We start from the raw sequence: 13,344 nt of genomic DNA, 5'->3' as shown, positions 1-13,344 counted from the left end.
TAAAGGAGATGAGTCCGTTTTCAAAATTATCTAAACGGCTCCGGATCCCCTTTTCCTTCCCTTAAAATCACCGGATAATCACCCGTTAAATCAACAACAGTAGTCGGCTCTTGTCCACAATTACCGCCATCGATTACTAAATCAATTTGGTTTCCTAAGATATCTCTGATTGCCTCAGGCTCACTCAATGGAGCCTTAGCTCCAGGAAGAATCAAAGTACTGCTCATTAAAGGAGCTTCTAAAGCATCCAACAAGGCCAGAGTAATCACATTGTCAGGGACTCTTAGTCCTAATGTTCTTTTCTTTGGATGCAACATTAATCGTGGTACTTCATGAGTTGCATTCAAAATAAAGGTATAAGACCCTGGTGTTCGTGATTTTAATAAACGAAATATAGGATTTGAAACACGAGCATAAGTACCAAGTTCCGATAAATCACGACACACCAATGTCATATTGTGATTTTTATCCAGCTGTCTTAACCGTCTAATTCGCTCAAGTGCAGCTTTATTTCCTAAACTACAACCTATGGCATAACCCGAATCGGTTGGATAAACAATTACGCCACCATCTTGAATTATAGATACAGCCTTTCTCAATAAACGAGCTTGAGGGTTATCGGGATGTAATGCAAAAAACTGACTCATAAAGTCCCCTGTTTTATGTTCCATTCATGCCAAAGAGGCACACAGTTTACCGGCAATTGCTTCTGACCGCCAAGGTTTACACGAGATATACCATCAGCATGAAAATCAGATCCAGAAGAAGCTAATAGATTAAATCGTAAGCAAACTCCTGCCATATCATTGATTTCAGTTACAGTCATTTCCCCTGAAACCACTTCAATACCTACACCACCAGCTTCTTTAAAATCTTCAATTAACTCATGCAATTTAGAGCGCGTCAATCCATATTTCAGTGGATGTGCAATAACAGCCTGCCCACCCGCTGCAACAATGCCTTCTACCGCTTCTTGCACAGTTAGCCAGGGAGTAGGAATATAAGCTTTTCTCCCACGAACTAAATATTGTTTAAATGCTTTTTGTAAGTCCCTAGCTTTTCCTTCATTAACTAATACACGAGCAAAATGAGGTCTAGCAACACGAGTATGTCCGGCTAATTCACATGCTTTTGCATAGGCATCAGTGACACCTACCTCCTTGAGTGCCTCACCAATCTGCTTTGCCCGTTCAATACGGCTTTCAACTTGGCGCTGAATTAATGCAAATAAGCCATCGGTATGATTGATTTTGTAACCTAGAATATGAAAATCATGTTTTTTCCAGCGTGTACTCAATTCAATTCCATTAATAATCTTAATGGAGGTAGATGCCGCTGCCTGGACTAATTCAGCATAGCCTTCAACAGTATCGTGATCCGTAAGAGATAAGCACTGAATTCCTTGTTTTTGCGCTCGTTCTATGAGTTCGTTAGGACTTAAAGCACCATCTGAAAAATGACTATGGCAATGAAGATCGATCATGTGTTTTGCATTTTGCTAAAAATTTAATTGTACCATGAATATTAAAGAAATGAATTAGCCCCAAGCGTAATACGGAGCTATTGTCGGTTGGAGTGATAGCCCCACAAATGCATCGGCACCCAACTTACACGCCATTGCAAAATTTACTTAAGGGTTTGTTATTTTGCCACGCACTATATCTTTACGTAAAAACCGTGCTGGCGATAAAGCTTGTTGTAAATTTCTAGGAAGAAAAGTCATTTCATTATTAATAAGTGCAGCTAACCATTCGGCGCACAAAGGAATGGTAGTTAAACCACGAGAACCAAAACCCGTACAGGCGTAAAGGCCTGGATAATAAGGTCCAGCCTTGGGTATCCAACGTTTTGCATTACTTTCGAGCCCAGCATAGAGCGTATTAAAAGCCGTCGCATCCGCTACCCTACCCACGATGGGTAAATAATCGGTTGTTGTTGCGCGCACCCCAGCCCAATGAGATTTGACTTCATGAGACCATGATACGTCAAGGGCTATCTGCTTTAGTTTCTCCAAATTAAGTAAATCATCTTGTACTTTAATAGTAGCATGATCTGTTTTTAGCTCATAAGATGCACCAAGGTAATGTATACCTCCATGTGCAGGTAATACATGACCATCAGCACATAAAGGCATTCGCAAAGCGGCAGTTTCTAACGTTGCTGAAATAGCCGTCATCTGGCCTCGGATTGGTTTAATTGGTAGTGATTCAGTCTCTGGAAAGGTGGTTACCTTATATCCATTAGCTAAAATTAAAACTTCTGCCTCATAATTATTTATGCACCACCTTTTATCAAACACTAAGTGATCTACTGGGGTATCCGGAATTAAAGTAATCCCTTCTGTCCGAATTAGAAGCTGGCATAAATCAGGGGAATTAATCCACCCTGATAAAGGTATGAATAATCCCGAGTGCTGTAACGGAATCCCCGCCAGCTCTGAGGCTTGTTGCGCATTAACTAAGGTGCCCAAAGATGGGTATTGATCGAGCCAATCCTCCAGGCTTGTGTGTGCCTGCTGTTCTTTATGGTTGTATGCTAATAGGAGAGAACCCTTGAGCATACCTATGTCATGTTGGCTTAAAATAGCTTGATACTCGCGGCTAGCATATAAAAAGGCCGTCAACATAAATTGTGTCAATGGCGAATTGTATGCCGATAGCTTCGGAAATAAAACTGCATGTTGATTTGCAGAAGCCCCCTGTCCTACTTCATTGAGCTCATCAATTAAAGTAACCTTCCATCCGCGTTTAGCTAAACAATGAGCTGTAAAACATCCTGCAAGTCCCGCACCAATAATTAATGCTGAACGCTCTTTATAACGCTCAGGCTTACTTACATGCCATGGTGTGTGCCTTTTTTTCTGACTTACTAATTCACTTGGGCTAAAATAAGCGCTAATCATATGACGCTTGGGGCCGAAGCCTTTTTTCTTCTCAACCATAAAGCCATGTTGGCGTAAATTTTCTTTGACTATGCCTGCTGCGGTATATGTCGCTAAAGTCGTACCCTCTTGCGATAACATCGCAACCACCTTCATTAATGAATCAGACCACATACTTTGATTTTTAGCTGGTGCAAAGCCATCAAGATACCAAGCATTTACATGGGTAGTACGTAATGAACGCTCTAAATTTGCCTCACCGCAAATTAATAACTGTTCATAACATTCCAGTGCGTCTCCAAGCATTAAGGTTAAACGAACGCGCCCATTGGCAAATATTAAATGATGATAACCTGGGGTTAGCACTGGATAATGTTCAATAAGCTGTGCAGCTTGCTTCTCCAATTGAGGCCAGCAAGCTAACGACTTGATTAAATCATTGCGTGTTAAGGGGTGTTTTTCGCAGGAAATGAAATGCAAACATTGTTGCTCTGAAGCATAGTGCTCCCAGAGTTGCCAGGTTAATAGAAAATTTAAACCCGTACCAAATCCTGTCTCAGCAATAGTAAATTGGCTTTCGTCTAGCATATTCTGCCATCGCGAAATTAAATTATTTCCATCAATAAATACGTAACGGCTTTGCTCAATCCCGCTCGTTGATGAATGATAAACATCATCATATTGAATAGAAAAAGGCAGATCCTGATGCCAATCAAGCTCTGCCGTTTTAATCGGTACAAATAGATTACTCACATACAACCACTCGTTCAGAAACCAAAGCTTTAGCTTCTTGCAATCCAGATTCCCCGTTTTCTTTGATTAAGGCGCGTAATTTAGGAACTAGCACAGACAAAATCACCGCAGAAGCCACTGCAAATAAGCCTAACATTAAAAATACGTAACTGTAGCCACTATTCGTTGCTAATGGAGAAACACTGCTTTGTCCGGCTATCATCCAATTGGAACTGTAGCTGGATAAAGTTCCTCCAATACCTGAAGTTAGCATCCACATACCCATCATCATACCTTGTAATGATGTAGGTGCCAAATAGCCAATCATAGCATAACCAATTGGGGAAATTAAAAGCTCCCCAATACTTTGTAAGACATAACATAGAAAAATCCATGAAGGATTAACTAAACCTAGATCATTTGCATAAGCAATTCCAATCGGTAATACAATGAAGGCAAAGCCGATACAAAATAAGGCAATTGCAAACTGGGTAGGAATATTTACTTGGATTCCTTTTTTCCGCATCCTGTGCAGAATGACTCCGAGTAAAGGCCCTCCAATAACAATGCAAACTGTATTAATATTTTGAAACCATTGTGGGGGGATAATCCAGCCAGCAAATTGTCTTTGAACATTATGATCGATAAAAGTTGTCAGCCCCATGGGCGCAACATGATAGAGCATCCAGAAAATAGTCCCAACAACCATCAATACAACAAAAGCGAGCATTTTATCTTGGGCAATTTTGGTTTCTTGTTGCTTTGCAAGATAAACAATAACACCAACCATCAATATGCCTGTTAATAAAACCAACTTTTTTGCCCATTCGGCATTTTGTAGTAATTGGCTTAACGCAACAGGAAGTGCAAGGATTAATAACATCCCCAAGACATTTGATTTTTTCTGTTCTGCTTTATCTTTTAGAGAGTACTGTGTTTCACGATCTGCCAATTGATTCCAGCAGTATAAACAAATCATTAATGCAGCTAGATTTCCCAAACTGCTTAACAAGAAAAGACGCTCATAATTTTGGCTTAACTGAAACACACCACTTAAGCTAAAACCAACAAAAAAACCAATATTCATACCCGCATAATTCATTAAAAATGCCGATTCACGTTGGCTATCCTCAGGAGTAAATCGTTGGGTCAGCATGCAATTAATGCAGGTTACGTTTAGACCTGATCCCGATAGAAATGCAGCTAAACCGTAATAAAGTAAGCTTACATCACAAAATGATAATAAAACACAGCCAATAACTTGAAGAACCATACCAACGCAAAATAAGGCGCGGTTAGACAATAAGCGTCCGCCCCATAGGCCGCCAAGTAGATGCAGACCATAGTTGAACGCGACAAAAACGCCCATAACGCTGTGCGCAGAACTGACTTGTATGCCTAATTTACCTTCCATGTATAAAACTAAAGTTGAATACAAAACACTAAAGCTTAAGGTAGAAACTATCTGCATAGCAAAAAGGGCAAGAATACCCTCTGGCATAGAACTAAATAAATCCTTTTTTCTATTCAAGATGCCCGTCCTTTCAAGCATAAAACGTAAAATCACTATGACATGGGGAAAAATAGCTGTCTAGTATTTTAAAAATTTATTTTGAGCAGGGAAAATTGGCCTAGATATTGCATGAAATGGGTTTGTAAAAAGTTTTGCATGGCTTATAGAAGACCGAATTATTTGGCAAAAAAACTTAAGAAAGCGGCATTAGTTGCAAGCAGCTAGGAACCGTAGCCCGTATTAGCCCAGCATAATACAGGTCGAATCCTGATTTATGCATTGAGCTAGATGCAAACTAAATGTTGGGCCATAGGCCCAAATCTACAAGCCATGCAAAATTTCCTTGTTTTCCGTATCGTTGCAAGCAACCAGGATACACTTAAAAACATAAAGGAATAACGCTAAATCTTAGCCAAGCTACGTAAAATCTGCTCCGCAGCTTCCTGTGTTTTAGCAATCTCACGTTCACCATGAGCAATGGACACAAATCCGGCCTCATACATTGACGGAGCAAAATAAACACCTTTATCTAACATAGCATGATAAAACTTCTTAAACAAAACTTCATCCGAAGCAGCAATATCCGCATAATCAGCTATATGCTTTTTCTCTGTAAAACAGAAACCAAACATGCCGCCTAAGGAGGCAGTAAATAATGGAATTTTTGCAGCTTCTGCAGCCGTAGCTAATGCTTGGGCTAAATTCTGTGTAGTACGACTTAGAGCATCAAAAAAACCTGGTTTTTCAATTTCACTTAAGGTCGCCAAACCAGCAGCCATAGCTAAGGGATTACCTGAAAGTGTTCCTGCTTGGTATACAGGTCCCTCTGGAGCTAAACGAGCCATAATCTCCGCACGTCCGCCTAAAGCTCCAACAGGCATACCTCCACCAATAACTTTACCTAACGTAGTGAGATCAGGTTTAATGCCAAAAACGCCTTGAGCACCATGTAATCCAACTCTAAAGCCCGTCATGACTTCATCAAAAATAAGTAAGGCGTTATATTGATCGCATAATTCACGTAAACCCTTCAGAAAATCTGGTTCTGGCAATACAAAGCCCATATTTCCAGCAACAGGCTCTAAAATAATAGCAGCAATGTCATTGGGATATTTTGCAAATAGAGCTGCAGTCTGCTCTAAATTATTAAAATCCGCGGTTAAAGTATGCTCTGTAACGCTTTGGGGAATTCCTGGCGTTGCGGGAATGCCCAAGGTTAAAAGTCCCGAGCCTGCTTTAACTAATAAACTGTCGCTATGGCCATGGTAGCAACCATTGAACTTAATAAATTTGTTTTTACCAGTAACCCCACGAGCAAGTCTGATTGCCGTCATAGTAGCTTCAGTACCTGAATTCACCATACGTACTTTTTCAACAGAAGGAATTAACGAAATAATTTTTTCTGCTAATTGCACTTCAAGCGCGGTGGGTGCACCAAAGCTCATTCCACTATGCAGAACTTCAGTTACTGCATCAATTACAGCAGGATGACAATGTCCTAAAATTAGCGGTCCCCATGAGCCTACATAATCAATGTATTCCTTATTATCTTCATCAATAAGATAAGCGCCTTTCCCCTGTTTGAAGAAAATAGGATCACCACCAACCCCTTTAAATGCACGTACCGGAGAGTTAACCCCTCCTGGGATGAGAGTTTGGGCCTTGTGGAATAGATCAGATGAGCGGGTCATAAAAGTCTCCATAATTTTTGCCGGTATACTACAATCAAATATGGAATTTGGCAAAAAGACCTTGACTAATAAAGTTTCGCTTTACATCTAAGCCTCCAGCCGATAAATTACACATTTTTTTATGAGTATCAATGATTATGCAAGAATATAAAAAATATATCTGTGTTATTTGCGGATTCATCTATGACGAAGCCGAAGGTTGGCCTGAGGATGGCATTGAGCCAGGCACTCGCTGGGAAGATGTACCCGAAAACTGGTTTTGCCCTGATTGTGGCGCAGGTAAAGAAGATTTTGATATGGTGGAAATGGATTAAGCACTGCTTGGGCGGCGCTATGCTGTAGGTTGGGCACATTGCCCAACCGAACATTGAACCATACCAAAATCCTGAATCTGGAACCATGGGTCCCACCTACAAATCGAATAGACTGGTTACTTCACTACCACAAATAAAACAATTCCTAGTAATAACAACGTTGGCACTTCATTATAAATACGAAAGAAACGGGAGCTTTTTTGATTTTTACCCAGAGCAAAGGCCTTTCGATAGTGCCCGCACAATAGATGATAACCCCATAAAATTATCACTAAAGTCAATTTCGCATGCATCCACCCTGCTTTCAAATAGTAACTGGGGTTGTAACTTAATAGCCATACCCCAAGTGCTGTCGTTAGAATCGCGGCAGGCCAGGTGATTCCATAATACAAACGCCGCTCCATAATTTTAAAGCGCTCATTACTGATCTCATCCTGTGTGTCAACATGATAAACAAATAATCGTGGTAGATAAAATAGGCCAGCAAACCAAGCCACCATGGCAATAATATGAAAAGCTTTAACATATAACATAAATTAACGTCCTGAAGTTTTTTTGCCTCTTTTCCGAGAGCGTTTGATTAAATTTAAAGATTCTACAGCTAATGAAAATCCCATTGCAAAGTAGAGATACCCACGTGGGATATGAAAGGAAAGTCCATCAGCAACAAGTACCATGCCAATCAAAATTAAATAACTTAAAGCCAACATTTTAATGGTTGGGTGTTTTTTTATAAATGCGCTAACCCATTCGCTGGCAAAAATCATAATTAAAATGGCGAAAGTAATTGCAAAAGCCATAACCCAAAACCGCGAAGTTAGCCCGACCGCCGTCAATACGCTATCTAAGGAGAAAATAATGTCCATGAGCGCAACTTGAAAAATCACGATGTTAAAACTTGCCTTGGCCGGAGTCATCGTCCTTTGATCTGACTCATCAATCTCTTCAGCTACCACGTCCTGATGAATTTCGTCCGTGGCCTTCCAAATTAAAAATGCGCCACCAAGGATTAGAAATATATCACGCATTGAAAGAGAAAGCTGGCTAATCGTAATTAAGGGTCTAGTCAAGCGAATCAAGTTGACTGCTAATGCCAGTAACATTAATCGTGTTACCCAGGAAAAAGTAAGCCCCCAACGCCGTGCTTTTTTTCGTTGATGAGCAGGAAGTTTTTCCGTCAAAATGGAGAGAATCACCAGGTTGTCAATTCCTAAGACAACTTCTAGGATCACTAGCACAATTAAACTCGTAATAATATCTAAAAATTCCATCTATATCTCTGATTAATAAGTGATTTACTTGTGATATGACACGTCACAATATACCCTGCGAAAACATTATTTGTAAGATATCATAAAACATCGGAATCTTTATCATCTTAAATAAGATAATAAGAATTGCAATGAAGCTAGCAAAAAACATATAATCAGACCTCTTTTTGACCTAAATGACACATGAGAGGGCATGCTATTATGTCAATTCGCCATGATTTGCTTTTTAAACTTCCACAATATTTATTGAGCCATCTTGTATATTATCCTGATATCATTCCCTTTCAACATAATGAGGCCCAATATTCTCAACATTGGAATTTATTAACCAAAAGTAAATACATATATACCAATGGCTATGTAATAGAACCAACCAACTGGTTTATGTATGCGTTTCAAAGTTTTAAAGGTTGGCTTGGTCTTAACAATCACTGTCAAACAGAAAAAGTCCAATTTAGTTTAGAAAAATTAGCATACTACGGATATCTGCGGGGTTATGACCAATCACCTGCTAGGAAAATGCACTATTATCCCATACCAACCGATTACTTGGATCTGGTAGATACGAACATCAAAGCTAAAAAGCAAAAAACTACCCATAGCCTACAGCAGAGGCTCATACTGGACTACAATAATCTCGTTGCTCCATATACTTCCGAATATCTCTACGCACATTATGTATTTGGTCAAACCCTAGAAGAATTGAACTTATCAGAAGAAATTCCTTTGCTTGATCCACAAAATGTGAACTTAGTTGAGACGACTATAGCAACTCTTGAATCGGTGCAAAGTTTGAATTTTAATCACTTACAAAAACATATAGCAGCACCCAAATACAAATATCCTAAATCCAGTCTTTATGCCCAAAAAATGGCAGAACACTATATCAAAGCAGCTAAGACTGAAAAAGGAAGGTTCTTTTATGGGGTAAACTTACTGAGCTCTGCAAAACCCAAGGCTCAACTACTTCTTGAACGAGCAAAACAGATTGATCCTATTGCTTATAATAAGGAATTAAATTTATATATTGAACACCACCTCGAACACAAGGAATTTGATGAAGCTTTTAATTTGATTAATCAGCTCTCAAACTTAGATAAAGCCCTAAAATACCTACTTGAAAAATTTAGTGCAGAACAACGAACTGGCTATGTTATACAAGATTCACCTTTGGCATTAAAACTGGCCCAACATATTCTTCAAGAAAATGATACCGTACACAATATTGAGCTTGCTTCACATTATGATTCACACCTAGCAGAGCATAATCCGGATAAAGCATTCGCTCTTTTAGTACAAACTAAAAAATATGAGGAGGCGTACGCATTATTTGAAAAACATCACAAATTAATGCAATTTCCTGCTTCTCAAATAAAACTATTAGCCCAGCATTTTGATAGTATCGGTGAAACTCTTTATGAACAAGGTGCAGATGAGCGCGCAAATAAGCTATGGGACAAAGCAGAAAAAAACTATCTGAACAGCCTATATGCTAAGAAAAAAGCAGCTGCTTTACTGCCCGAGGCCTATATAGAAGTTTATTACACTCACAGAAGACTTTATGCTCAAGTACTCATTGATGCAGATGCAGAAAGTGCTAAGGGCCAATTGGAAGTGATCAATAAAGCAATTCGCTTACTCGATGGCTGTTTCCCCAAAACAGATGAAGAAAAGAAGCGGCATCAAAAAGCATTAGCTAAAGGTTTAATGAGTCAAGTAGCTTATTTAAGTGCAAAAATTAAGGTTGGTGTAACATATGATTGTGATTCTGATGAGCAAAAAAGGCACCATGAAGCACATCAAACTAATTTTACTCAAATTCGTTCATCATTGCTACGAGTCATTGAGTTATTAACAATGACTGATGAATCAGAGCAAAAGCTAGTACTGGCAAAAGCTCATTTTATTCTCGCAGATATGATTCTATTCTTCAATTTAGGTGAAGAATATCGTACTCATTTTGAAAAAGCAGCACGATTAGCCCCAGAAAACCCTATTTATCTATTTAAAGTTTCAGAACTTTTATACGGTATTGAAGGAAGCGAAGAAGATTACGAGCGAAATCGCGATTATGCCATTCAGCAACTGAAAGCCCAAAGCTATCAAGTAATGGACTTTGTACATTGGGATGCAGAACGCTGGAACAAGAATAGCTTAGCAGCAAGTTTTATTCCTGACATTCATATATTAAGCAAGAATACAGCTACGATTGAAGAGGAAGATAGCCGCGGTCAAATGTGGTTGAGCCTTTTGGGTACTTGATAAACATTCTATGAGCTCTCATTTCGGATTCTTTGAGGCAATGGTGTCAAAACCCATTGCCTCACTTCACTTTAGCGCCAGATGAGCCAGGGGTGGGGCTAATTATAGGTGCATTTCCTTCTTTTGATAATTCATTATATTGCTTAATAAAATCTCGAACCTTTCCACTACCCGGAGAGGTAAAATAAGTATGTGGATTATCAGATATTCTTGGACTAGATACTGTTTTAGAACTTGTTTTTTCATTAGTTCGACCATCTAAAAGCAGCTGTTTATGCTCTGCAAACTGCGTTTTCAATTTAGGTAGGGTACTAAACTTAAGTACTTGTGAGGTACTCATCAAATCATAGCTTTTAAAAAATAACTCCTCTCCATTAGCAATTATTTGTAATAGCAAATTAAGTTGCTTCATGCTTCTCTTTTGTTCTTCATTCCATGTTGGATTAGCCAGGGTAAAACTGTTAATAAACTCCCTTACTTCTTTTGTAAATTCAATTAAAGATGCCGTTAAAAATTCCAGTTCATTAACATCGTCTTGGATTTCTGTAAAATGCTCCCGTAATGGGGTCAACATTTCCGCTTCGGAACCATATTCAATGATACTTTTCCTAAAACTAGAAAAAGGCATTAACTTATCTGCAACAGGATGTAATTTAGCAAAAGCAGCTACATCTTTTTCAAGTTGTTTTGTGGGTGGGAGGGCTTTGGCTGTGCTCGCGCTGAATGATGATACTGATGCTTTACGCGATTTAACTGATTTTTTTTCACTTTCTATAAATATCGGAGGCTTATTAGAATTTGCTAACTCAGTAGACAAATTATATGTTGCCTGCAACGCCGTCCTAATATCCGAACAAAGCATCGTAGGATCAAGCTTCATCCCCAAAGAACCAGGTGTATTCCCTGCCGCTGCTTCTTGAGCCTTCATGCTATTGAAAAGACATACAAAAATATCTACAAAATTTTTGCGAGCTATTCCTTGATCATCAAATTTAGGTAAAGCGCCATAAACTGAATAATAATATATCATCGCATTTTTATAGAGCTCTTCAACCCCTGTTCTATCCTTGCCACTTTTACAGTTAGTAGAAACAATTCCCCCCATGGATTCTACAAAAATGCTGGTGTACGCTGCTTTAAAAGCAACGAAATTTCGCTCCCCTCCTTGACTAGTAAAATTCTCATCTCGCAGATTACTAATCTCTTGCTGTGCCGCCTTCATCAAAACCAATCGAGCGGTTTGCTTCGGGGTAAGACTATCTTTAGAAAGCTCTAATTCTAGATACACAATGAATTGCTTCCCATACATTAGAATAGAATCAGTGTGCGCCCAACGATTAAGTTTTTTGGATAAGCCTCCAGACAAAGCATCGCCAAATCGCAAAAAATTCATTGGATCATTACCACTAACAATAGTTACTTCTGGATAAGTGCCACTCAAGCTGATTTCCTGAATCGCCCTTCTTTGTTCTCTTGTTAACTGCGTATCCGCCGTTGCAACTAGTCGATCAATCACGGTATCGCTCAAGAGTGATTGCACAAAAATTAAAGGGCGAGGTCGTCCACTAGTGTCCAGGCCCGCCCAAATTTGCTTAAAATCTTGGGTTACTTCTTGGCTTAGATGGTCTAAAGTCTGTTCTGCAGTTTGTTTTACATAAAAGGCTCGATCTTTTTTATCCACATGCAATTCATAAGGAACCATGGTACCGGTTTTAAGGCTACGTGATAGTAAAGTGTATTCCTTGCCATCAAAAGTTACTAAAGAGTTCATACGAGCATTTTGTATGCCCGGGATATGGGACATGGCTGAAGATTGACTTAAACTTTCAAAATCCTCCCAAGACTCTTCTAAAGTAAGTGGTACATGTTTGAGTAGCCAAGTTTTTTCCCAAGAAGAAAGTCCTCTGAACCATAGAGGCCTATTATCTTCCGGTAGCTTGTGAATACTCACAAACTCTCTTTTTTGATCTGCAGTAAGCTGATTACCAAGATACTGATCCACTTGAAAAATAGACTTTTCAGAATCAATTTTTATCTCATTAATAAGAATCTGATTACGCTTATAATCAGCAACAAAATAACGTTCTGCTGTACGAATATCACTAATAATTCGCTTAGGGTCAGTATTCGTTTTAGTCGCAATTAAAGTAACTAAGTTGTTTATAAAAGTGTTAATGTCTGTTTTGTCAGGAAAGAGTAATCCCCCAATGTTTAATTGTTTACCTAGTAATTCAAGAAGCGACTTTAATTGCGCTTCGCTATTGATACCAAGGAATCCATCTCCTAAATTTGCAAATTCAAGAGCATTTAATATACCGGCAATTACACTAAGCTTACGAACAATAAGGGCGTTATCTGCGAAGGTATGCAAATATTTTGGCTCATCAACAGGAGCCCCTCTATAAGTCACATGAGTAACCTCTTTTCGTTTCGCATCAACAGCAAGAGAGAGTTTATTGTGAGTATAAAGAGGTGATGGATATTTTTTTTCCTCATACTCTTTCATTTTATTAGAGACAAAATCTAAGTAAAAACGCGCCTCGCTAATAGAATCGGGAGCTTTTTTCTGATCATCAATAGACACGGCTGTTCTATCTTTCACTGCTTTAATAAGATCTATTGTTGTCAATGGCATTAAATTAGTTCCTGACGTCGTGGATTAAATTAGATAAACTTGTTT

Annotated in this window: 10 protein-coding genes; 2 read left to right on the top strand and 8 right to left on the bottom strand. The window is 38.9% G+C overall.

Annotation, left to right across the window (positions count from 1 at the left end):
• Nucleotides 1–26: 26 nt before the first annotated feature.
• The 5 genes from E1P08_RS00820 to hemL form a co-directional block, all read right to left on the bottom strand.
• On the bottom strand, nt 27–647 hold the full coding sequence (locus E1P08_RS00820) for an L-threonylcarbamoyladenylate synthase (protein ID WP_133135129.1): 621 nt from the start codon (nt 645–647) through the stop codon (nt 27–29).
• The gene (locus E1P08_RS00815) at nt 644–1,483 is read right to left on the bottom strand and encodes a PHP domain-containing protein (protein ID WP_133135128.1); all 840 of its coding nucleotides are present in this window, start codon (nt 1,481–1,483) and stop codon (nt 644–646) included. Before E1P08_RS00815 ends, E1P08_RS00820 begins: the two co-directional genes overlap by 4 nt.
• A gap of 147 nt (nt 1,484–1,630) precedes the next feature.
• Nucleotides 1,631–3,634, bottom strand: coding sequence for a bifunctional tRNA (5-methylaminomethyl-2-thiouridine)(34)-methyltransferase MnmC2/FAD-dependent 5-carboxymethylaminomethyl-2-thiouridine(34) oxidoreductase MnmC1 (gene mnmC, locus E1P08_RS00810; RefSeq protein ID WP_133135127.1), 2,004 nt, complete (start codon nt 3,632–3,634; stop codon nt 1,631–1,633).
• Complete coding sequence (locus E1P08_RS00805) at nt 3,627–5,114, bottom strand: peptide MFS transporter (protein WP_133135966.1); 1,488 nt, start codon at nt 5,112–5,114, stop codon at nt 3,627–3,629. Before E1P08_RS00805 ends, mnmC begins: the two co-directional genes overlap by 8 nt.
• 413 nt (nt 5,115–5,527) lie before the next feature.
• A complete protein-coding gene (hemL, locus tag E1P08_RS00800) occupies nt 5,528–6,817 on the bottom strand; it encodes a glutamate-1-semialdehyde 2,1-aminomutase (protein ID WP_165485044.1) in 1,290 nt (429 codons plus the stop codon).
• Nucleotides 6,818–6,954: 137 nt separating this feature from the next.
• Here hemL and E1P08_RS00795 point away from each other — a divergent pair, with 137 nt between their 5' ends.
• Nucleotides 6,955–7,131: a rubredoxin gene (locus E1P08_RS00795; RefSeq protein WP_058535029.1), complete on the top strand. Its 177-nt coding sequence runs from the start codon at nt 6,955–6,957 to the stop codon at nt 7,129–7,131.
• A gap of 116 nt (nt 7,132–7,247) precedes the next feature.
• On the opposite strand, the gene hemJ is transcribed toward E1P08_RS00795, so the two are convergent.
• Nucleotides 7,248–7,664, bottom strand: coding sequence for a protoporphyrinogen oxidase HemJ (gene hemJ, locus E1P08_RS00790; protein WP_133135125.1), 417 nt, complete (start codon nt 7,662–7,664; stop codon nt 7,248–7,250).
• 3 nt (nt 7,665–7,667) lie between these two features.
• The gene (locus tag E1P08_RS00785; protein WP_133135124.1) at nt 7,668–8,402 is read right to left on the bottom strand and encodes a TerC family protein; all 735 of its coding nucleotides are present in this window, start codon (nt 8,400–8,402) and stop codon (nt 7,668–7,670) included.
• Between the two features lie 201 nt (nt 8,403–8,603).
• On the opposite strand from E1P08_RS00785, the gene E1P08_RS00780 reads away from it, so the two are divergent.
• Nucleotides 8,604–10,664 carry a hypothetical protein gene (locus E1P08_RS00780; RefSeq protein WP_133135123.1) on the top strand — a complete coding sequence of 687 codons (2,061 nt, stop codon included), beginning with the start codon at nt 8,604–8,606 and terminating at the stop codon, nt 10,662–10,664.
• Nucleotides 10,665–10,725: 61 nt separating this feature from the next.
• Here E1P08_RS00780 and E1P08_RS00775 read toward each other — a convergent pair whose 3' ends face one another.
• Entirely contained in the window at nt 10,726–13,299 is a 2,574-nt protein-coding gene (locus E1P08_RS00775; RefSeq protein WP_133135122.1) for a hypothetical protein, read from the bottom strand.
• Nucleotides 13,300–13,344: the final 45 nt, after the last annotated feature.

The sequence above is a fragment of the Legionella rowbothamii genome, assembly GCF_900639985.1.
Classification (GTDB): Bacteria; Pseudomonadota; Gammaproteobacteria; order Legionellales; family Legionellaceae; genus Legionella; species Legionella rowbothamii.
The sequence above is the reverse complement of the archived record's forward strand: the minus strand, read 5'-3'. Positions and strand labels throughout refer to the sequence as shown.